The organism is Flavobacterium sp. AK-345 (assembly GCF_058310175.1).
The window spans coordinates 29,442-50,398 of the sequence record NZ_JBZEER010000009.1 but is presented as its reverse complement, the minus strand read 5'-3'; the positions used below and the strand labels follow the sequence as shown (position 1 = coordinate 50,398).

Sequence of the window (20,957 nt, the reverse complement as noted above, 5' to 3'; positions counted from 1 at the left end):
TGATAGAATTTTGTATTTTGGTCATCCCAAATTGATACAAATACTATGAAAACCTATTTTATTGCCATCATAATGATGGTTTTTCCATGCTTAGTGCAAAGTCAGGATCAGGACAAACCTGTTCAATTAAAACAGATTAACATTGTAAAAACAAATTACCAAAACTTTAAAGACGGTGAAATTGTAAACAAAACAGTCGTTTTTAAAGATGGTAAAATTCAAACAATTACTACTTCAGATGTTGTGCAGCATTTCTTTTATAACCCAAAAGGATTGTTGGATATGACAGTAAAAGACAAAGTAGGAAGCGATTGGAAAGAAGTTGTAAATTATACCTATAATGCTGATAACAACATTACAAAATTTGTAAAAAAATATCAGGAAGGCAGTGATTATATTACAAAGACTGTAACTTTTACTTATGAAGGAGCAAGAATAAAAGTAATTACTAAAAAAAGCACAAATCACCAGAATATTCTTGAAGACATTGAATATATTGTTGAAAACGGAATTATAGTAAGACGTACTTCTCGTGATAGAAATAAGGCGATTATTGGTAAAATCGAATATGCTTACACCAATGATAATGTTGTAAGACACAGAGGTTTGGTTGGAGATAAAATATCTAAAACATTTACTTTTGATGACAAAAAATCTGTAGATGCCTTAATCGTTCAGAATTTATTTGGCGATAATTACAAAGTAATTGTTCCAATGATTTCTTATCACGAAGAAGAATTTGCTTTTGAATCAATTTCATACAATAACGAGACAAATTTTAGTCCTTCATCGACAGTTTTGGTTGGTGTAAGCAAAAAATACAAATACAATAAATTAAATTTTCCAATCTCTTGTTCTCAACTTGAAGAGAACGGAATTGTAAAGACAGAAAAGACTTTTATTTACGAATAAACAGACTTTTAAAATAGACTTTTAACCATTTAAAAGTTAAGTTTCATTTAGAATAAACTCTTTATGAATCTTAATTTCTAAATGGTTTTATTTTTTATAAAAAGTCAAATTCTTAAATAGAACTTAAAAACAGAATTCTATAAGCGTTAGTAGCTTACAAATCATTAAATTTGCACCTTATTCAAAGCTATGTTAGAAAAAGAAGTTATAAATTTTGAAAGAACAGCCATTGTAGGTATTGTTACTCAAAATCAAAGTGAAGAAAAACTAAACGAATATCTTGACGAATTAGAGTTTTTGACATTTACCGCTGGTGGTGAAGTTATAAAACGTTTTTCGCAAAAAATGGAACGCCCGAATCCTAAGACTTTTATGGGTACGGGTAAAATTGAAGAAATCAATCTTTTCATAAAAGAAAACGACATATCGACTCTAATTTTTGATGATGAATTATCGCCATCTCAACAAAAGAATATTTCCAAAATTATTGATTGTAAAATCTTAGACAGAACCAATTTGATTCTGGATATTTTTGCGCAAAGAGCCGAAAGCTCTTACGCAAGAACACAGGTAGAATTGGCACAATGTATTTATTTATTACCAAGACTTTCCGGTTTATGGACACACCTTGAGCGTCAAAAAGGAGGTATTGGTATGCGTGGTCCCGGTGAAACGGAGATTGAAACGGATAGACGTATTGTACGTGACAGGATTTCGTTGTTGAAGGAAAAAATCAAAACAATCGATAAACAAATGGGGGTTCAGCGTAGTAATCGCGGTGCGATGGTGCGTGTGGCTCTGGTTGGTTATACCAATGTTGGAAAATCGACTTTGATGAATGCGATTGGTAAAAGCGATGTTTTTGTTGAGAATAAATTATTTGCAACTCTTGATACAACAGTTCGAAAAGTGGTGATTAAAAACTTACCATTCTTATTGTCAGATACGGTTGGATTTATTAGAAAATTACCAACACAATTGGTTGATTCTTTTAAAAGTACACTTGATGAGGTTCGCGAAGCCGATTTGTTGTTGCACATTGTAGATATTTCACATCCCGATTTTGAGGATCATATCGAATCTGTAAACCAGACTTTGCAGGATATTAAAGCTCATGAAAAACCTGTTATTATGGTTTTTAATAAAATTGATGCTTATAAACATTTGACGATTGATGAGGATGATTTAATGACGGAGAAAACTCCAAGACATTACACGCTCGACGAATGGAAAGCAACATGGATGCATCGTTTAGGTGAAGATAATGCCTTGTTTATTTCGGCTACTAATAAAGAGAATTTTGAGGAATTTAGAGAACGCGTTTACGAAGCTGTTCGCCAGATTCATATTACGAGATTCCCTTATAATAAGTTCTTGTATCCGGATTATAAAGATGCAATCGAAAAAGAAGAACAAGAACAAGATGAAGAATAAATAAATTTTTTTACCGCAAAGAGCGCAAAGATTTTATATTATAGATATCATAAAACATAAAGTTCGCAAAGCTAAATCAATATATAGCTTTGCGAACTTTTTTAGTATATAAACTGAACTTTTAAAAAAAACTTTGCGCTCTTTGCGGTAAAGTTGGTTTTATATATTAAAATCCAAAATTAATTCCTAAACCAAATACTTCTCTCGTTTGGAAACCCTGAAAGGCATTATCATCATAAATAGCCTGAAATGATAAATTAGCCGATAAATATTTATTGACTTTCATGACAATATTTAATGAGTAATCAATATCTACATTTTGTGGATCTTCAAGATAATTTGAATATAAGTTTAAAGTGTTTTCGGCAGTTACATTCGTCATGATTGCCAATTTATAATAAAGGGAAGAATAGAAACCTAATTCGTAACGCATAGTTTTATTGGCATCAACTCCAAAATAATCTCCGTCAACATATGGCAAACCAGTTTTCTGATCAATTCCGGATGTGTAAGCACCGTCTACAAAGGTGAATTTTGATGTTAACGGGGCAAAATTTATTTTTAAGTTAGCATCTTTTGTCCAGTAAATACCGGGACCTGTTGTAAGATAACCAGGAGACATAAATTTGGTGCTTTCGGTTCTTATTTCTTTACCGTTTTCATCCTGACCATAAATATATCCTGTGGTAAATTGCGTTCTAAAATTCAGAAAATAAGAATAATACCATTGACCAAGGGCTTTTTTACCAACAATTGAATTTATTTCTAAGCGGTCATCTGTTTTTTTTTCGAAATCAGCATTTCTGGTTTGCAGAAGTCCGTATGAAGCTAATATTTTGTTGTCCCAGGTTAAATCATCTTTTTTGTAGTTGAAATCGTAGTTGATTCCAAGAGTTCCTGAGAAACTGTCTTCGCCTCCGGCTATCCAGTTATTAAAACTTGATTGATTTAATAAAAGCGATACAGTTCCTTTGGTTTTCCAACCTTCACCTTCAATTGTATCATTTATTTTTTTTACTGCTTTTTCGGTATTTTGAATTAATTCCTTTTCAGTATTTTGGGCCTGAGCAAAAGTAAAGTTTAATAAAATGAAGGCTAATAACGTTATCTTTCTCATCGTATCTAGTTTAAGTGTATATTAACAAATATACTAAAAACCGTAGAAAAGTTAAGGATATATTAAGTAGAAAAGAAAGTTATTTCTTAGATTCTTTGTACAAAGGTACCGCAGAACATGCTTCTCCGTACATAATACTTCTGGCAAATGGCTGCAAATATGTAGTTGCCAAAATATAAGCACGCATAGGAACAGGTTTTCTGGAACAGCCTTTTACGATTACAGGCTTGTTTTTGTATGCCGAATAATCTATTGTAGGTAAAATTTCTTCGTATAAACTTCCGTCAAGATCTTCGATAGTTCCGTTAACTACTTTTTTGGCATAAGGAGCCAATTGTACCGCCACTAAAATTAAAGCCCAAGCTGGAATAATAGCATCTGTACTGCAATGAACAGCAACGTATTGATCCTGATATTGCGACCAATCATGATTTTTTAAATGCTCTCTAAAGTCTTTTTCTTTCAATAAAAAACCTTCTAAAAGCCATTGTGAAATATCGATTTGCACACGATGTCCTTTTGGATAATAATCCTCAAGATCAAAAACTTCCAAAGCGCTATTAGCGACTTTATTGATAATTTCTTCCATATGAAAAGTTAGTTTCAGGTTTCAAATTTCAGGTTGCGTGAACTTGAAATTTGAAACCTGAAACAAATTTTTATTAAAGCATTCCTAATTCTAATTTTGCTTCTTCGCTCATTAAATCTTTGCTCCAAGGCGGATCAAAAGTAATTTCAACATCAACATCTTTAATGTTTTCGATCGTTTTTACTTTTTCTTCGACTTCTCTCGGTAAACTTTCGGCAACCGGGCAGTTTGGAGATGTTAACGTCATCAAGATTTTTACTTCGTAATCTGTATTCACCATTACATCGTAAATTAATCCTAATTCGTAAATATCAACAGGAATCTCAGGATCATAAATGCCTTTTAAAACTTTTACAATTGATTCTCCTAATTCGTTTGTGTCTATTTCTTGTTCCATTTTTTTGTTTTTTGTTTTTCTCACCATATAAGTTATATAAGTTCATTTAAAACTAGACGCTTATATTAAAATATAGATGTTTTTATTTTCTTTTTTTAATCTTCCAGCCAGCGATATAATTCGTTGACATATGTTTTTTGACCTTCGTGATAAATATTTGTTACATTGAAGTTTATCATTAATCCAATTGGGGATTTCAAAAGTTTCATATAAGACATTAGTTTTGCAACATGAATTGGTATGATTTTATCAACTGATTTGAGTTCTAAAACCAAGCAATCGTCAATGAATAAATCACATCTTAAATCTGATTCTAATTCTAATCCTTTGTATTCAATTGGTATTATTAATTCTGATCGAAAATCAATACCTCTCAAAGACAATTCTTTAATCATACATTTATGATAGATACTTTCTAAAAGTCCTGGCCCAATATTTTTATGAACTTCAATCGCTGCTCCATTAACTTGGTATATTAAATCAGTTAAATATTTCTTTGTTATCATTTATTTTTTTGAGCAATAATAACAATTAAAATAAGATAAAACTTACTTTTTTACAGAATAAATTATAAGATTCTTTTATATGAACTTATATAACTAATATGGTTTAAAAAAGAAATTTAGTTATTTTTTGCATTAAACGCCAGAGCGTACATTTTGATGTTTTTAATCATAGATACCAAACCATTTGCACGAGTTGCCGATAGATGTTCTTTTAAACCAATTTCATCAATAAAATCAGTATCGGCATTTATAATATCTGCTGCTTTTTGATTGGAGAAGGCACGAATCAAAATTGCGATAATTCCCTTCGTTAAAATAGCATCACTATCAGCAGTAAAAATAATTTTATCACTGTTTTCTTCGCCGTGTAACCAAACTTTTGACTGACAGCCTTTGATTAAATTCTCGTCGGTTTTATATTTTTCTTCGATTAATGGAAGGCTTTTTCCTAATTCGATGATGTACTCATAACGCTGTACCCAATCATCAAACATCGAAAATTCATCTATTATTTCGTTTTGTATTTCTTTTATTGTCATAACTATTCTTTCGTAAAATCAGTCAGCAAATTAACCAGTTTCTCAATTTCCTTTGGAGGAAAACCATTGTCAAAACCTTTAGTTTCGTATGTTTTCTGATTCTGGGTTATTTTTAAATTTCCAATTGCAGCACCGTCGTAAAAACGTTTTTCAGTTGGTGCTTTTAAATTTGGAATGCTATCTAAATTTATTTTTTCAAATTCGGAAACAATTTTGTTCCACTTTGCAGTATCTATTTTGCTTTCTACAGCTTCTCCACCTCTGGTGTTTGTGATTGAAACAGTTTGATTTTTAACTACTACTGTTTTGTATAACCCTCGAGAAACAGCTGAATATTCTATTTCGGTTGATGTCATATCTGCTTTTTTTTGGCTTGAACAACCAGTTCCAATACAAATAACTAAGAGCAATAAAGATATTATTTTCATAAAAATGTTTTTTTTAGCTTAACATGGTTTGTGCTTTTTTAACGGCTTCTACCATTTGGTCAATTTCTTCCTTTGTGTTGTAAAATGAAAACGAAGCACGAATGGTTCCCGGAATACAGAAGAAGTTCATAATAGGCTGTGCACAATGATGACCGGTTCTAACGGCAATTCCTAATTTATCGATAATCGAACCAATATCGTATGGATGAATTCCATCAATATTAAACGAAACGACCGAAGCTTTATTTTTTCCGGTTCCGTAGATTTTCAAACCTTCTATTTCAAGTAAACGTTTTGTAGCGTACTCTAAAAGTTCGTTTTCGTATTGTTGAATATTTTCAAAACCAATATTATTTAAATAATCTACAGCAGTTCCTAAAACAATTCCTCCGGCAATATTTGGAGTTCCGGCTTCAAATTTATGAGGAAGATCGGCGTAAGTTGTTTTCTCGAAAGTCACTTCTTTGATCATTTCACCGCCACCCTGATAAGGAGGCAATTTATTTAACCATTCTTCTTTTCCGTATAAAATTCCGGTTCCGGTTGGACCACACATTTTATGTCCGGAAAAAGCATAAAAATCACAATCTAATTCCTGAACATCAGGTTTTAAATGCGGAACAGCCTGTGCGCCATCAATTAAAACTGCAGCGCCAACTGCATGTGCTTTATCAATAATATATTTGATAGGATTGATGATTCCTAATGCGTTCGAAATATGATTTACCGTAACAATTTTTGTTTTTTCTGAAAGTAAAGCATCAAAAGCTTCGATGATTAATTCTCCGTTTTCATTAATCGGAATCACTTTTAAAATGGCGCCTGTTTTTTCGCATAACATTTGCCATGGTACAATATTACTATGATGCTCTAAAGACGAAACAATAACTTCGTCACCCGGTTTTAAAATCGAGGCAAAACCGTTGGCTACTAAATTGATTCCGAATGTTGTTCCCGAAGTAAAAAGTACTTCGTGAGCAAATTTTGCATTTATATGGTCTTTCACTTTGCCACGAGAAACCTCGTAAGCATCAGTAGCTAATTGACTTAAAGTATGAACACCACGATGAATGTTGGCGTTTATTTCCTGATAATATTTGACTTCGGCATCAATCACAATTTGTGGTTTTTGCGAAGTTGCTCCGTTGTCGAAATATACTAATGGTTTTCCGTTTACTTTTTGTGTAAGAATTGGAAAATCAGCTCTTATTTTTTGAATATCTAGCATGTCTTATTTAGAAAAAATCTATTTACAAAAGTACTAAAACTAAATTGGTTTCTCAATTAAAACTATAATTTCCTTTTATGGTACGATCGATTGGAGGAGTAAATATCAATTATGTAATTTTAATTCTATTTTTTCAATTATATGAAATGTAATTCAAAATTGACTCCTAAAATCGTGACCATAAATTAATTATATTGCATTAAAAATAGTTGCATCATTTATGAAAAAATTTCTAAAATTACTCGTTCTCGTTTTAGTTCTCGCATTTCTGTATTTCGGATTTACAACTTATCTAAAACTGGATTTAATTTCCGGCTTTTCAGCCAAAAGTATTGCTTCGGGACATTTTATTGATAATCGTTCGAAAGAATTAATCGAAAAAACAGACAATGATATTGACATGATTGATTTGGCGACAAATTCAATTAATGATGCCGGAAAGTTTGCGACTTCTAATGTTTATGGTCTAAAAGAAAGAAAGGCAATTTACAGAGAAGGTCTGGGAGCAACTTTGATTAATGATGATTACGATATTTCGAAACCTTATTTATTACCAAAACGAACAAAATTAGTTAATAATCTTCCTTTTCCTTACGGGAATAATGAGCCAAAAGACACTACGTTTTCAAATGTAGATTATTCGAAATTAAAGAGCGCTGTAGAAAATGCATTCGACAAAACAGGAGGGAAATCAAAACGTACACGAGCGGTTGTAGTTTTATATAAAGATAAATTGATTGCCGAAAAATACGATACCGGTTTTAATAAAGACAGTAAAATTTTAGGCTGGTCGATGACAAAAAGTATTACTAGTTCGGCTTTTGGAGTGCTTCAAAAACGAGGGAAAATAGACATTTATAAACCGGCACCAATTACAGAATGGCAAAATGACGATCGCAAAATTATCACAATAAACGATTTACTTCACATGAATTCCGGCTTAGAATGGGAAGAAAATTATAGTACGATTTGCGACGCGACAAAAATGCTTTTTCAGGCTGAAGATATGGGAAAAGTGCAATTGGATAAACCAGCGCAGTTTAAACCAAACACACATTGGAATTACTCATCTGGAACAACTAATTTATTATCCAGAATTTTAAGAAATCAGTTTAAAACACAACAAGAATATCTTGATTTTTGGTATAGTGCCGTAATCGACAAAATCGGAATGAATTCGATGATAGTTGAACAAGATATGAGCGGAACTTTTGTTGGTTCGTCTTACGGATGGGCAACGCCAAGGGACTGGTCAAAATTTGGATTATTATATTTAAGAAAAGGAAACTGGAACGGCGAACAAATCTTAGACGAAAGCTGGGTAAAATACACAGCAAGACCAACAAATACTTCTGAAGGGAAATATGGCGCGCAGTTCTGGCTAAACGCTGGAGGTAAATTTCCGGATGTTCCGCGTGATATGTTTTATTGCAGTGGTTACCAAGGACAAATGGTGGCGATTATTCCGTCTTTAGATATGGTAATTGTGAGAATGGGAGTTAGAGAAGGTGACAAAAGCTTTGACTTTAATGGGTTTTTGAAAGAGGTTATTGAAAGTGTGAAGAAATAAACAATAGTTATGATAAAGAACAAAGTTTTACAGTCGGTTTTAATGATAATTGGAGGTTGGTTTTCAATCGGCTTAGGTTATTCTACTAATCTAGGTTATTCGATAATAAATACATTTTGTTTTTTAGGAGGTATTGTATTGTTTTTTATTGGAATTATAATGTTTATTATTGCAGTAAGAGATTAAAAATTTAACATCTAAAGAGCCAGGTAAAAAGCGCAAAGTTCGCAAAGTTTTGTATAAACCTTTGCGAACTTTGTATAACCTTTGTGACTTTGTGGTAAAACTAAACTACAAATCAAATCCTAAATTCACGCCCAGTTTCATGGCAATAATTTTAGTAATTCTTTGTTTTAATTCCGGTATTTTAATGCTTTCGATTACTGCATTTGAGAATGCGTACATCAATAAAGCTTTAGCTTCTTTTTTTGGAATACCACGAGATTGCATGTAGAACATTGCAGTTTCGTCAAGTTGTCCAACGGTACAACCGTGAGAACATTTTACGTCATCAGCAAAAATTTCCAATTGTGGTTTTGCATTGATAGTTGCTTTGTCACTCAATAAAATGTTGTTGCTTTTTTGGAAAGCATTTGTTTTCTGAGCCTCTTTTTCTACCAAAACTTTTCCGTTGAAAACTCCTGTAGAACGATCAGAAAATATTCCTTTATAATCCTGGAAACTTTCGCAATTTGGCGTTGCGTGGTTTACCAAAGTATAATGATCAACGTGCTGTTTGTCGTTTAAGATAGAAATTCCGTTAAGAGTACTTGTCAATCTTTCACCAAAATGATAAAAATTTAAGTTGTTACGCGTAAGATTTCCTCCAAATGAAAAAGTATGTACATAAGCATGACTTTCTTGTTGTTGAGAAACATAAGTGTTGTCAACTAAATTAGCTTCGCTATTATCGTTTTGAATTTTGTAATAGTCAACAATCGCGCGTTTTTGAGCAAAAATCTCTGTAACCGAATTGGTTAAAACTGGATTTTCGTTTAAGCTCTGATGACGCTCGATAATTTGAACATGTGAATTTTCACCCACAATAACCAAATTTCTTGGCTGAACCATTAACGCAGCTTCATTTCCTGTTGAGAAATACATAATCTCAATTGGTTTATCAGCTACTTTCTTTTGCGGAATATTGATAAAAGCTCCTTCAGATGCAAAAGCAGTATTTAACGAAGTCAAGCTGTCATCTTTGCTTGCAATTTGGTTGAAGTAAGTATCAATTACCATTTTATATTTTGGTTTGGTCAATGCCGATGACATCAAACAAACATCGATTCCGTCATGTGTTGTAGAAGACAAATGCGAACTGAAAACACCATCGATAAACACTAATTTATATGTGTCGATTTCGTGTAAAAAGTATTTTTTTACCTGATTAAATTCAATTGCATTTTCCTGCTTAGGAAAAACCGTAAAGTCATTTTTTAAAATGGCGTTTAGCGATGTATATTTCCAAGCTTCTTCTTTTTTGGTTGGGAAACCTTTATTTTCGAAGTTTTTTAAGGCATTTGTGCGAATGTCATGCAAATCTGAATGTACATCGACACGCTCTTCAAAAGCCATAAAAGACGATACTAATTTTTCTTTTAAATCCATTTTCTTAGTTGTTTCCTTCGGAGTTTCAGGTTTCAAGTTTCAGGTTGATATACTGGAACTTATTTCCTTTGAACTCTTTTTTATTGAGATAAGTGATAAAGTTTTTTATTTTGCCACTTAAGTTTTCATAATCTGTTTTTAAAACTTCAAATTTTTGTTCTGAAATATATTCAAAATCAAAAACTCTATAAAGTTGAGATCTTGTTTCTCCGGCCGAGCCTTTTGCGATTGATAAAAATTGTCGAAATTCTAAATTTCCATCTCTTTCAAAACCTTCAGCGATATTATCCATTACTGAACCTGAAGAAGCTTTTATTTGATTTTTAAATCTAAAATCTGATTTTAACTCTGTTTCAACTGCAATGAGGTGAATTTCTTTTGATAACCTTCGAGCTTCTTTCCAAATTTGTAAATCTTCAAATCTATTAATTGTTGCCATAATTCCTGTTTTTTTATCTAAGTTTAAACCTACAAAAATAGTTTAAACTTGAAACTAAAAAAACCTGAAACCTGAAACAAAAAATTTAGTTTTCTGCTTTAATCCAGTCGTATCCTTTTTCTTCCAGTTCGTAAGCCAATTCTTTTCCTCCTGATTTTACGATTCTTCCGTTGTAAAGAACGTGAACGAAATCTGGAACGATATAATCTAACAAACGTTGGTAGTGCGTGATTACGATAATTGCGTTTTTCTCGCTTTTCAATTTGTTAACTCCGTTAGCCACAATTCTTAAAGCGTCGATATCAAGACCAGAGTCGGTTTCGTCTAGGATGGCTAATTTTGGTTCTAACATTGCCATTTGAAAAATTTCGTTTCTTTTTTTCTCTCCTCCCGAAAAACCTTCGTTTAATGAACGAGACAAAAATTTACGGTCAATTTCTAACAATTCAGATTTTTCACGAATAACTTTTAGCATTTCGTTAGCCGGCATTTCTTCCTGACCGTTGGCTTTACGAGTTTCGTTGATTGCTGTTTTCATGAAGTTAGTTACACTTACTCCAGGAATTTCTACAGGATATTGAAACGAAAGGAAAACCCCTTTGTGTGCTCTTTCTTCTGGAGCAAGATCAGCAAGATCTTCTCCGTCAAGGAAAACTTGTCCGTCTGTAACTTCGTAGTTTTCGTTTCCGGCAATAACAGCCGAAAGTGTACTTTTTCCAGAACCGTTTGGTCCCATGATGGCGTGTACCTCGCCAGCTTTAACTTCTATATTAATTCCTTTTAGGATTTCTTTATCACCAATTGAGGCGTGAAGGTTTTGTATTGATAACATTGTTTTTTTATTTTATATAAATGTCAATTCTATTTTTGTTGTTTGGTTTAAGATGTTGGCATTAAAATGCGCGTGTCCTAAATATTCCATGCCTAAATAATCGGCTGATTTTTTGAACGGAATGTAAAAACTTTCCTCAATTTCATCGTCGTGAGAATTTGAGATCACGCCAATTTTCTTTCCTCTAAGCTTTCTTCCGGTTTCTTTTTCAATTCGAATTAAATCCGAAAAACGATCAAAGAAAACCTTCATAATTCCACTCATATTATACCAATATATTGGCGTTGCAAAAATTAAAGTGTCATAATTTTCGATGATGCCTTTTATTAAAGGAAAAAAATCATCTTCTCTGTTTTTGCTTTCGTAATCGTAATAGGAAATATTAAAATCACTCAAATTAATTACTTCTATTCCGTGTTCTTTAGAAATTTCGTCTACAATTTTTGTTGTATTTCCGTTTTTTCTTGATGAACCTAAAATGATGACTGTTTTATTTCCCATCTTGCAATTATCCAACAGATCCTTCTAAAGAAATCTCTAATAATTTTTGAGCTTCAACAGCAAATTCCATTGGTAATTTGTTCAATACATCTTTACTGAAACCGTTTACAATTAAGGCAATCGCTTTTTCAGTCGGGATACCTCTTTGGTTGCAATAAAAAACCTGATCTTCTCCAATTTTACTTGTAGTTGCTTCGTGCTCGATTTTTGCCGATGGATTTTTACTTTCGATGTAAGGGAAAGTATGCGCTCCACAATTATTCCCCATTAAAAGAGAATCACATTGCGAAAAGTTTCTTGCATTCTCAGCTCTTGGGCTAATCTGCACTAATCCACGGTAACTGTTTTGTGATTTACCAGCCGAAATACCTTTAGAAATAATAGTCGATTTAGTATTTTTTCCTAAATGGATCATTTTAGTTCCTGTATCGGCTTGTTGGTAATTATTGGTAACGGCAATTGAATAAAATTCTCCTACCGAATTGTCTCCTTTTAATACACAAGAAGGATATTTCCAGGTTACAGCAGAACCTGTTTCTACTTGTGTCCATGAAATTTTAGCGTTTGTTTCGCATAAACCTCTTTTGGTTACGAAATTGTAAACCCCACCTTTTCCTTCTTTGTTTCCTGGGAACCAGTTTTGAACGGTAGAATATTTAATTTCTGCATCATCCAAAGCGATTAATTCAACTACAGCGGCGTGCAATTGGTTTTCGTCACGACTTGGAGCAGTACAACCTTCAAGATAAGAAACGTAACTTCCTGCATCTGCAATAACAAGCGTTCTTTCGAATTGTCCTGTTCCTGCCTGATTGATTCTGAAATAAGTTGAAAGTTCCATTGGGCAACGAACGCCTTTTGGAATATAACAAAAACTTCCGTCAGAGAAAACCGCTGAGTTTAATGCTGCGTAGAAGTTGTCTTTTTGAGGTACAACAGTTCCTAAATATTTACGAACCAATTCCGGATGTTCTTTTATTGCTTCAGAAATTGGACAGAAAATAATTCCTTTTTCTCCCAAAGTTTTCTTGAAAGTGGTTGCCACAGAAACAGAATCGACAACAATATCCATAGCGACATTGTTCATCATTTTTTGTTCATCGACAGAGATACCTAACTTTTTGTACATTTCTAAAAGCTCAGGATCTACATCATCTAATGTTTTTGAAGGATCTACTTGTTTTGGTGCAGAATAATATGAAATTGCCTGAAAGTCAGGTTTTTCATAATGAACATTTGCCCATTCCGGTTCGATCATTTCTTTCCAGGCACGAAAAGCCTCGATGCGCCAGTCGGTCATCCATTGTGGCTCTTCTTTTTTAAGAGAAATTGCTCTTACGATATCTTCGTTTAAACCAATAGGAAAAGTCTCAGACTCAATATTGGTATAAAATCCGTATTCGTATTCTTTGGTTTCGAGTTCGATTTTTAAATCGTCTTCAGTATATTTTGACATTTTTTAGTTTTTTAAAACGCTTTAAAAAGAAATTCAAATCGTTTAAATTTGTGCTTAGATTCTTTTAATTTATAGTGAAAAAGATTCACCGCAACCACAAGTTCTGCTTGCATTTGGGTTATTAAATACAAATCCTTTTCCGTTTAACCCTCCTGAAAACTCCAGAATTGTTCCGGCTAAATATAGAAATGATTTTTTTTCAACTGCAATTGTTATGTCGTTGTCTACAAATATTTTATCGTCGTCGCCTTTGGTTTTATCAAATTTTAAATCATATGACAAACCAGAGCATCCACCGCTTTTCACACCTACGCGTACGTAATCGTGAGCGGCATCAAAACCATCATCACTCATCAAGTCGATGATTTTCTTTTTGGCTGTATCAGAAACTTTTATCATTGTTTATGGTATTTGTTTTTCCTTCATTTTAATTTGCATTTAAAAATGGTAATGAATTTATTACATTTTAAAGTGCTGTATTTCAATGTTGAAATTAAATTATCTGCAAAGATACGACTTAAAAACCTTTTTCCATAACGCTTCACATTATTATAACAAATGTTAAAATAGATAATAGTTATTTTGTGAAATCAATCTGTTCTCAAGGCATTATTTTCATTTGTTTTTTAAAAATTGTAAAAAAAAGAAAAAAATGATGTTTTTGTAAGATTTACTTATCAATTATTCTGGTTAAATGTTAAAAATGGGTATTTATACGCATTGCAGGTTGTTAATTATAGGATATTTTTGCAGAAAATTGTGAGTAATTATGAAAAAACAGAATAAAAACAATTGGTTTAAAGTTCTTTTGGCAATCTTCTTAGTTTTTGGGCTAGGGTCTACGCTTTTTATTTTAAGTAAAGAATCATATGAAATTGTAGAGAAACCTATAAAAAGAAGAAGTGATGAAGCCCTAAGATTGAGCCTTGAAGCGCTTGCGCAAAAGAATATTTTAGATTCTTTAAATACTTTAAAATTAGCTTACGATGTAGCGATTCTCGAAAAAACAGCTTTATCTCAGGAATTGGAGCTGGAAAAAATAAAGGTAGAAAACTTAATCGAAATTCTAAAAATTTCCAGGAATCCATCTACTTTACAAATAGAGGTTTATCGTAAGCAATTGTCAGATTTAAAAACTTCATTAGAATCTAAGATTGTAGAAATTTCAAATCTAAAATCTCAAAATAAAAATTTATTAACCGAAATCGAGAGTCAGAATGTTGTAATGTACAAGCAAAAAGCTGAAAATGATACTTTAATTTCTAAACAAAGAAAGTTAGAATCAATTTTAAAAGATGCTTCAAAGTTATCTCTAAATGGATTTAAGGTGGTAGCGCTTCGTGAAAAAAAATCTGGAAAAGAGCTTGAAACAGACAAAGCTAAAAATACTGATAAACTTAAAGTAAGTTTTTCTGTTAACGGAAATTCTGCTGCCAAAACAGGAAAAAGGGTTTTTTATGTTCAGGTTTTAGATCAGAAAAACAAAGTTCTGGGCGAAAATAAATTGGTTGAATTTGACAATGATAAAGCACTTGTTTACAGTTTTATTGTAGCGCTAGATTTTCAGGGAAAACCTGCAAATGTTTATGGAGTTTTAAATTCTTATGATTATGAATTTCAAAAAGGAACTTATTTTGTCAACTTCTTCGATAAACAGGAAATTATGGGAAGTTCTTCGATTACGCTTGAATAGTGATTTTGGGCCACAGATTAAACAGATTTTACTGATTTACACAGATTCTTTTCAATCAACCAAGCTTTATAAGCCTTTCTGAGAATAAAAAAACACAGTGAAAATCAGCAGAACCCGTAAAAATCTGTGGGTAATTTTATATATGCCTGAGAATATTATGATTGAATGCTTAGCATAAGGAGATTGGATTTCCTAGTTTTGTTTTTCAATTAGAAATATACTCTTATGAAACTTTACCCGATAGAATCCGGAAATTTTAAATTAGATGGTGGTGCTATGTTTGGTGTTGTACCAAAAACAATTTGGAACAAAACGAATCCTGCCGATGCCAATAACTTAATTGATATTGCAGCGAGATGCTTGCTTATTGAAGACGAAAATCGCCTGATTTTGATTGATACCGGAATGGGAGACAAACAATCTGAAAAGTTTTTTGGATATTACTCGCTTTGGGGTTCACATTCTATAGATAAATCGTTGGCAAAATATGGTTTTCACCGAGATGATATTACGGATGTTTTTATGACACATTTGCATTTTGACCACTGTGGAGGAAGTGTTCAGTGGAATTCGGACAAAACGGGATATGAGCCAGCGTTTAAAAATGCCAAATACTGGAGCAACGAAAATCATTGGGAATGGGCAACAAAACCAAATGCTCGTGAAAAAGCTTCTTTTTTATCAGAGAATATTTTGCCAATGCAGGAAAGTGGACAATTGAATTTTATTGAAAGACCAAATGCTGATTTTGGGTATTCAAAAGAATTAGGATTTGACATTTTTTATGTTGACGGTCATACTGAAAAACAAATGATTCCACATATAAAATACAAAGACACAACAATAGTTTTTTGTGCCGATTTATTGGCAACAGCCGGCCATATTCCGTTACCGTATGTAATGGGTTATGACACAAGGCCTTTATTGACAATGCCTGAGAAATCAAAATTCTTAAATGCTGCTGCAGATCATAATTACTATTTATTTCTGGAACACGATGCACACAATCAGATCATAACGGTCGAACATACCGAAAAAGGTGTTCGTTTAAAAGATGTTTTTACTTGCGAGGATATTTTGTAAAGAAATTTAAAACATAAAAAAAATCCCATTTTCATGAATTTGAAAATGGGATTTTTTAGTTTGTAATTGTAATGGTTAGTTGGTTTTAAACTTCCAAACCTGACCAATAGTTTCTCCTCCTTTATTGTCTTTTACGACAACTTTCCAGAAGTATTCTTTTGTGGCTTCAAGTGTAACTGCATATGAGGTTGAACTTGCATTCTCGCTTACTTTTGCTGTAGGAGGATTTGTTGTTCCAAAATACACATCATAAGTTAGAACATCTGTAGCGTCAACATCCGTAGCTTTCCACTGTAAAGTGGCAGTTGCTGTAGTTAATGCAATATTTATTGATGGTTCAACCAATTCCGGGGCAAAAGGCAAATGATTAACTACAGCTTCACCAGAAGTATAAAGTTTAAAAGTGGATGAAGAAATGCTTGACAAACCTTTGCTGTCAGTTGCTTTTATTCTCCAGTAATAAGCCGTATTTTTCTCTAATGGAATAGATGTATTATTTGTTGCAACATCAACTGTTTTTACAATTTGAGAAAATGAATTATCTTTCGCAACCTCAATGTGATATGTTATAGCGTCGTTATTAGCATCTGTAGAAGCATTCCATTGAAAACTAACAGTATTGTCTACACATAATTTATTATCTGTTGGAGCAACTAAAGTGGGTACAGTTGGAGCTTCATTTTGAGGAGTTTCAGGGTCATCGCTTCCGCCACCACAAGCTGAAACAAGCAAACCAATAATTGATAAGTATATAAAATTCTTCATTTTTATTTTTTTATAATTTTAATGTATTCCGGAGTTTCTAAATAGATTTTGGCGGCATAAATTCCTGAAGGCTGATTTTCAAGATTTAATTGTGCTTTTCCGTTTTCGACGTTATAGGCTTTAGTCGAAACTAATTGACCTCCAAAATTGTATAACTCTATTTTAACTTCATTTTTGCTCGTTGGAATTTCAATTTCAAACTTTCCAGAAGTTGGGTTTGGATATGCTGATAAAACACCTCCAACTTCCAAAACACTTACTTTTTTAGAAAAAGTACCTTCGCAGGCTTTTGCTGTTGCAACCTCTATTAATCCGCCTTTTTCTAAGTTTACATTAAAGTTTGTATCAGTTGTCTGAAACTGTTCTGAACCATCAACATATACTGTAAAAGGAGCAGTTCCTTCAATAATTTCTACTTGTACATTTTTAGAAGTTACGGTTGATTTCCCTGCAGCAGAAGCAGCTTTATTAATTGTTACATTAAAGTTTTGTTCAAAAAATTCGTTAGGAATAGTAATTGCAATAGTGTAGTTTCCTGGAGTTAAATTGGAATAATTCAAAGCGTTATTGGTAAACGCTAATGTTTTTCCGTTAATTTTTGCCTCATAAGCATAAGTTTCTTTGGCAGTGATATTTATTTGGCCATTATTTTCACCAAGACAAGTTTCTGCTTTTGCCTCTACAGTAAAATTATTTGCAGGAAGAGTAAGAGGTCCGGCACAATCTTCAGAAAATCTAACATTAGGATCTGCATAATAAGACCAGTTTGTTTTGGCATATTTAGCGTCAGTAACCTGAATACATTTTAGATCTGGATTGTTTTTGTAATTAGGAACATCAAGATTGATGTAAAGCTCTTTTATGCCATTTTGTAAATTTAAACTGGTAAGCTTGTTATTATTACAATTTACATAATGTACCTTCTTGTTTTTTGAGATATCAAAAGTAGTTAACTGATTATTGTAAAAATCAACATATTCTAACGCTAAATTATTTACAGGGTTTAAAACTGTAAGTTTATTATTTGAAACTAGTAAATAAGATAATAAAGTGTTTTTTGTTATATCTATTTCAGTAAGTTGATTTTTAGATAAATAAACCTCAGTTAATTTTAAATTTTTAGATAAATCAATAGTAGATAAATTATTATCACCAGCAGATAATTTTTTTAATTCAGGTAAAAACGTAACATCCAATTCATTTAATTGAAGCGATGTGCATTCTAATTCCTTAAGTTTTAGATTTTTCGAAATGTCAAATCCAGATATTGTATTTGTACCACAAGAAAGGATTGCCAGATTGATGTTTTTTGTAACATCCAAACTAGTTAATTTATTATTTGAACAATTTAGATCTAATAAGTTTGTTGATGCAGTTATGTTTATGTCAGTTAATAAATTGCCACTGCAGTTAAAGTAAACTAAACTTGGTTTACTAGTTGCGTCTAATTCGGTTAATTTATTATTTTCAACATATAACTGCACTAAGTTGTTTTGATTAGTAAGATTCAGACTTGTTAATTCATTGTTGCTGCAAGCTAATAAAGCTAATTTGTTGTTTGTAACATCCAGATTTTTTAATTTATTACTTTTACAGCTAATTTGATCTAACTTTTTATTGTTAGATATATTCAATTCTGTTAGGGCATTGCGAGAAACATCTATATAATACAAATCTGTATTATTTGAAATGTCTAAAGATGTTAACTTGTTTGAAGAACAGTTCAGGTTATTCAACTTTGTATTTTTGCTAAGATCTAAATTAGTCAGTTGATTACCTTCACAGTATAATTGTGTTAATGCAGTATTTTTAGAAACATCCAGTTTAGTGATTTTTCCACAACCGCCGCCATTGCTTGTAATACAGCCGTTTCTGCATTCTAAAACCTCTAATGCAGTAAAATCTTCTATACCAGTTAAATCAGCAACTAGTGTTGGCTCAACTTTTAATGACTTTACAGTAGCAATTCTTGGAGTTAACACTTTTCCATCAGGTTCACCGGAATCGATACCTAACTCAATCAATCTTTTTTCAAACTCTTTATCAGGAATAAGTGTATATGATGGTGCAGAACACGCTGTTGAGGTATAATTAAAGTATAGATCTTTTTTTGTCCAGTTTTGTGTTGAATAATTTACATCGTCAACTTGTACGCAATACAAATTTGGGTTTCCTATTAAATTTATAGTTGTAATTTTGGTATTGTTACCGTTTTTTAAGTTTATTTCACTTAATGTGGTAGTGTATTGACAAATCACTGTATTTAAATTAGTGTTTTTAGATAAATCCAGTATTTTAATCTGACCCCAGTTGCAATTAAAATAATTTAATTTTAAATTTTTAGAGACATCAATGCTTGTTAGCTTTTTTGTTCCACAAGAAATTGATGTTAAATTGATGTTTTTTGTAACATCTATATTTGCTATTTCTGTATCAGAAAAATCAACACGATCTAATAAAATATTATTAGACAAATCAAGAGTTGTCAATGGATTTATAAAACAGTTAAGCTGAAGTAAATTCAGGTTTTTTGAGACATCAATTGACGTTAATGAATTAGAGTCACAATATAAGGCGTATAGATTTGTATTTTTAGAGACATCTAAAGTAGTTAATTTGTTATTGCTTACGTTTAAAAGACTTAATCCTGTATTTTTACTAACATCAAAAGAAGTTACTTTTGTACCTGAACAAGTGAATGTTGTTAAAGCCTGATGTTTTGAAATATCAATTGTATCGATTAAAGTGTTATCTAATGATAATTTTTGCAGATTAGGGTTGTTAGTTATGTTAATTGCAGCTATTTTATTTTCTCCACAATCTAATGTTGTTAGTTTTTTATTATTAGAAACATCTAAACTGGTCAATTTATTTATGGAACAATTTAAAGATATTAGGTTAGTGTTTTTAGAGACATCTAATGTTTTTAATAAACCATCAGCTTCTGCAGTGGGATAATAATAATTACCTCCAGTTGCAGACAATGTTTCCAGAGCTGTAAAATCCTGAATTCCTGTTAAATCAGAAACTACCCTGGTATCGACTGTTAATGATTTAACGGTTTGAATTTTCGATGTTAATACTTTTCCATCTATTGCACCACTGTCAATACCTAAAGAGATTAATTTTTTTTCGAATTCAATATCTGGAATCAAAGTATATTGCAAAGGAATATCCGCAACATCTACAACAGAAACATTGTCAATTAAAACTTCAGAATTTGCAGAGCCGTTAGCGTAGATATCTACTTCAATGTTTTCTGAAACAGTCGGGGTATAATCAAATTCAATTTTTCTCCATTCTGTAGAAGAAAAAGTAACATCAGATTTTTTAATTATTTCTTCTTTGAAAGTACTTGGTTTATGGTATAAACTCAAATCAACAGAAGATAAAGCTCCTCTTAAAATCTTATGGTATAAAGTTACACGATAGGTTTTATTTGCCGTAACAGGAAAATATTCGCTGTTAATGTAATTGAAAGTTCCGGTAACAATACTTACATTGACACTTGATGAACCATTTTGAGCTGTTGTGCTCTGAGAAACAAATCCACTAAAATAACGATACCAGTTGTCTGGCTGCGAGGATGAAGACCAAATTTCAAAGTTTCCGTTCGGGACTAAATTGGTCTGCGCATAAAAAGAAAAATTTGCTAATAATAGCAACAAGAGTAGTTTTGTTTTCATAGATTACATTTATGGTTTTGGAAATACAAGAATACGAATTACAATTGGGGTTTTATTACGGGATCCCGTATTAAAAAACAAATAATTTTATATCTTTTTGATTGTGCTTAACGTGTTGATTTAAAGATAAATCAACTGTAAAATATAGATGAGAAATGTTAGCTTAGAAGATAT

20 protein-coding genes are annotated in these 20,957 nt (G+C 32.0%); 5 read left to right on the top strand and 15 right to left on the bottom strand.

Annotated elements, in window-relative coordinates:
- Window positions 1-45 precede the first annotated feature (45 nt).
- A complete protein-coding gene (locus tag AC4FQ3_RS16130) occupies window positions 46-912 on the top strand; it encodes a hypothetical protein (RefSeq protein ID WP_042564767.1) in 867 nt (288 codons plus the stop codon).
- A 189-nt stretch (window positions 913-1,101) separates the two neighbouring features.
- The gene (gene hflX, locus AC4FQ3_RS16125; RefSeq protein WP_491182512.1) at window positions 1,102-2,346 is read left to right on the top strand and encodes a GTPase HflX; all 1,245 of its coding nucleotides are present in this window, start codon (window positions 1,102-1,104) and stop codon (window positions 2,344-2,346) included.
- A gap of 166 nt (window positions 2,347-2,512) precedes the next feature.
- Here hflX and AC4FQ3_RS16120 read toward each other — a convergent pair whose 3' ends face one another.
- From AC4FQ3_RS16120 to AC4FQ3_RS16090, 7 genes are all read right to left on the bottom strand, one after another.
- The gene (locus tag AC4FQ3_RS16120) at window positions 2,513-3,463 is read right to left on the bottom strand and encodes a DUF3078 domain-containing protein (RefSeq protein ID WP_491182511.1); all 951 of its coding nucleotides are present in this window, start codon (window positions 3,461-3,463) and stop codon (window positions 2,513-2,515) included.
- A gap of 79 nt (window positions 3,464-3,542) precedes the next feature.
- Window positions 3,543-4,052 (bottom strand): DUF2480 family protein, encoded by a 510-nt coding sequence (locus tag AC4FQ3_RS16115; RefSeq protein ID WP_042564764.1) that lies wholly within the window; start codon window positions 4,050-4,052, stop codon window positions 3,543-3,545.
- Window positions 4,053-4,125: 73 nt separating this feature from the next.
- Window positions 4,126-4,449 (bottom strand): SUF system Fe-S cluster assembly protein, encoded by a 324-nt coding sequence (locus tag AC4FQ3_RS16110; RefSeq protein ID WP_017494560.1) that lies wholly within the window; start codon window positions 4,447-4,449, stop codon window positions 4,126-4,128.
- 95 nt (window positions 4,450-4,544) lie between these two features.
- The gene (locus AC4FQ3_RS16105) at window positions 4,545-4,955 is read right to left on the bottom strand and encodes a GxxExxY protein (RefSeq protein ID WP_302094223.1); all 411 of its coding nucleotides are present in this window, start codon (window positions 4,953-4,955) and stop codon (window positions 4,545-4,547) included.
- A gap of 116 nt (window positions 4,956-5,071) precedes the next feature.
- Window positions 5,072-5,494: a SufE family protein gene (locus tag AC4FQ3_RS16100; RefSeq protein WP_491182510.1), complete on the bottom strand. Its 423-nt coding sequence runs from the start codon at window positions 5,492-5,494 to the stop codon at window positions 5,072-5,074.
- A gap of 2 nt (window positions 5,495-5,496) precedes the next feature.
- The gene (locus AC4FQ3_RS16095) at window positions 5,497-5,922 is read right to left on the bottom strand and encodes a hypothetical protein (RefSeq protein ID WP_042564761.1); all 426 of its coding nucleotides are present in this window, start codon (window positions 5,920-5,922) and stop codon (window positions 5,497-5,499) included.
- Window positions 5,923-5,935: 13 nt separating this feature from the next.
- Entirely contained in the window at window positions 5,936-7,150 is a 1,215-nt protein-coding gene (locus AC4FQ3_RS16090) for an aminotransferase class V-fold PLP-dependent enzyme (protein WP_491182509.1), read from the bottom strand.
- Window positions 7,151-7,370: 220 nt separating this feature from the next.
- Here AC4FQ3_RS16090 and AC4FQ3_RS16085 point away from each other — a divergent pair, with 220 nt between their 5' ends.
- On the top strand, window positions 7,371-8,720 hold the full coding sequence (locus tag AC4FQ3_RS16085; RefSeq protein ID WP_491182508.1) for a serine hydrolase domain-containing protein: 1,350 nt from the start codon (window positions 7,371-7,373) through the stop codon (window positions 8,718-8,720).
- Window positions 8,721-9,011: 291 nt separating this feature from the next.
- On the opposite strand, the gene sufD is transcribed toward AC4FQ3_RS16085, so the two are convergent.
- The 6 genes from sufD to AC4FQ3_RS16055 all read right to left on the bottom strand — a co-directional run bounded on the left by sufD (window position 9,012) and on the right by AC4FQ3_RS16055 (window position 13,955).
- On the bottom strand, window positions 9,012-10,328 hold the full coding sequence (gene sufD, locus AC4FQ3_RS16080; RefSeq protein ID WP_042564757.1) for a Fe-S cluster assembly protein SufD: 1,317 nt from the start codon (window positions 10,326-10,328) through the stop codon (window positions 9,012-9,014).
- Between the two features lie 25 nt (window positions 10,329-10,353).
- Complete coding sequence (locus AC4FQ3_RS16075; protein ID WP_491182507.1) at window positions 10,354-10,767, bottom strand: four helix bundle protein; 414 nt, start codon at window positions 10,765-10,767, stop codon at window positions 10,354-10,356.
- 85 nt (window positions 10,768-10,852) lie between these two features.
- On the bottom strand, window positions 10,853-11,599 hold the full coding sequence (gene sufC, locus AC4FQ3_RS16070; protein ID WP_042564756.1) for a Fe-S cluster assembly ATPase SufC: 747 nt from the start codon (window positions 11,597-11,599) through the stop codon (window positions 10,853-10,855).
- A gap of 12 nt (window positions 11,600-11,611) precedes the next feature.
- The gene (locus AC4FQ3_RS16065) at window positions 11,612-12,100 is read right to left on the bottom strand and encodes a flavodoxin family protein (RefSeq protein ID WP_042564755.1); all 489 of its coding nucleotides are present in this window, start codon (window positions 12,098-12,100) and stop codon (window positions 11,612-11,614) included.
- 7 nt (window positions 12,101-12,107) lie between these two features.
- Entirely contained in the window at window positions 12,108-13,556 is a 1,449-nt protein-coding gene (sufB, locus tag AC4FQ3_RS16060; RefSeq protein WP_042564754.1) for a Fe-S cluster assembly protein SufB, read from the bottom strand.
- Between the two features lie 69 nt (window positions 13,557-13,625).
- Complete coding sequence (locus AC4FQ3_RS16055) at window positions 13,626-13,955, bottom strand: HesB/IscA family protein (RefSeq protein ID WP_035686721.1); 330 nt, start codon at window positions 13,953-13,955, stop codon at window positions 13,626-13,628.
- Window positions 13,956-14,325: 370 nt separating this feature from the next.
- On the opposite strand from AC4FQ3_RS16055, the gene AC4FQ3_RS16050 reads away from it, so the two are divergent.
- Window positions 14,326-15,249 carry a DUF8428 domain-containing protein gene (locus AC4FQ3_RS16050; RefSeq protein ID WP_491182506.1) on the top strand — a complete coding sequence of 308 codons (924 nt, stop codon included), beginning with the start codon at window positions 14,326-14,328 and terminating at the stop codon, window positions 15,247-15,249.
- Between the two features lie 225 nt (window positions 15,250-15,474).
- Window positions 15,475-16,332, top strand: coding sequence for an MBL fold metallo-hydrolase (locus tag AC4FQ3_RS16045; RefSeq protein WP_463459216.1), 858 nt, complete (start codon window positions 15,475-15,477; stop codon window positions 16,330-16,332).
- 75 nt (window positions 16,333-16,407) lie between these two features.
- Here AC4FQ3_RS16045 and AC4FQ3_RS16040 read toward each other — a convergent pair whose 3' ends face one another.
- Window positions 16,408-17,097, bottom strand: a complete 690-nt coding sequence (locus AC4FQ3_RS16040; RefSeq protein WP_491182505.1) for a glycoside hydrolase family 78 protein — start codon at window positions 17,095-17,097, stop codon at window positions 16,408-16,410.
- 2 nt (window positions 17,098-17,099) lie between these two features.
- Complete coding sequence (locus AC4FQ3_RS16035) at window positions 17,100-20,783, bottom strand: T9SS type A sorting domain-containing protein (RefSeq protein WP_491182504.1); 3,684 nt, start codon at window positions 20,781-20,783, stop codon at window positions 17,100-17,102.
- Window positions 20,784-20,957: the final 174 nt, after the last annotated feature.

Excerpts from the sequence above, each read along its gene's own strand:
- AC4FQ3_RS16130 (WP_042564767.1), top strand. The coding sequence starts at position 46 with ATGAAAACCTATTTTATTGCCATCATAATGATGGTTTTTCCATGCTTA.
- hflX (WP_491182512.1), top strand. The coding sequence starts at position 1,102 with ATGTTAGAAAAAGAAGTTATAAATTTTGAAAGAACAGCCATTGTAGGT.
- AC4FQ3_RS16120 (WP_491182511.1), bottom strand. The coding sequence starts at position 3,463 with ATGAGAAAGATAACGTTATTAGCCTTCATTTTATTAAACTTTACTTTT.
- AC4FQ3_RS16115 (WP_042564764.1), bottom strand. The coding sequence starts at position 4,052 with ATGGAAGAAATTATCAATAAAGTCGCTAATAGCGCTTTGGAAGTTTTT.
- AC4FQ3_RS16110 (WP_017494560.1), bottom strand. The coding sequence starts at position 4,449 with ATGGAACAAGAAATAGACACAAACGAATTAGGAGAATCAATTGTAAAA.
- AC4FQ3_RS16105 (WP_302094223.1), bottom strand. The coding sequence starts at position 4,955 with ATGATAACAAAGAAATATTTAACTGATTTAATATACCAAGTTAATGGA.
- AC4FQ3_RS16100 (WP_491182510.1), bottom strand. The coding sequence starts at position 5,494 with ATGACAATAAAAGAAATACAAAACGAAATAATAGATGAATTTTCGATG.
- AC4FQ3_RS16095 (WP_042564761.1), bottom strand. The coding sequence starts at position 5,922 with ATGAAAATAATATCTTTATTGCTCTTAGTTATTTGTATTGGAACTGGT.
- AC4FQ3_RS16090 (WP_491182509.1), bottom strand. The coding sequence starts at position 7,150 with ATGCTAGATATTCAAAAAATAAGAGCTGATTTTCCAATTCTTACACAA.
- AC4FQ3_RS16085 (WP_491182508.1), top strand. The coding sequence starts at position 7,371 with ATGAAAAAATTTCTAAAATTACTCGTTCTCGTTTTAGTTCTCGCATTT.
- sufD (WP_042564757.1), bottom strand. The coding sequence starts at position 10,328 with ATGGATTTAAAAGAAAAATTAGTATCGTCTTTTATGGCTTTTGAAGAG.
- AC4FQ3_RS16075 (WP_491182507.1), bottom strand. The coding sequence starts at position 10,767 with ATGGCAACAATTAATAGATTTGAAGATTTACAAATTTGGAAAGAAGCT.
- sufC (WP_042564756.1), bottom strand. The coding sequence starts at position 11,599 with ATGTTATCAATACAAAACCTTCACGCCTCAATTGGTGATAAAGAAATC.
- AC4FQ3_RS16065 (WP_042564755.1), bottom strand. The coding sequence starts at position 12,100 with ATGGGAAATAAAACAGTCATCATTTTAGGTTCATCAAGAAAAAACGGA.
- sufB (WP_042564754.1), bottom strand. The coding sequence starts at position 13,556 with ATGTCAAAATATACTGAAGACGATTTAAAAATCGAACTCGAAACCAAA.
- AC4FQ3_RS16055 (WP_035686721.1), bottom strand. The coding sequence starts at position 13,955 with ATGATAAAAGTTTCTGATACAGCCAAAAAGAAAATCATCGACTTGATG.
- AC4FQ3_RS16050 (WP_491182506.1), top strand. The coding sequence starts at position 14,326 with ATGAAAAAACAGAATAAAAACAATTGGTTTAAAGTTCTTTTGGCAATC.
- AC4FQ3_RS16045 (WP_463459216.1), top strand. The coding sequence starts at position 15,475 with ATGAAACTTTACCCGATAGAATCCGGAAATTTTAAATTAGATGGTGGT.
- AC4FQ3_RS16040 (WP_491182505.1), bottom strand. The coding sequence starts at position 17,097 with ATGAAGAATTTTATATACTTATCAATTATTGGTTTGCTTGTTTCAGCT.
- AC4FQ3_RS16035 (WP_491182504.1), bottom strand. The coding sequence starts at position 20,783 with ATGAAAACAAAACTACTCTTGTTGCTATTATTAGCAAATTTTTCTTTT.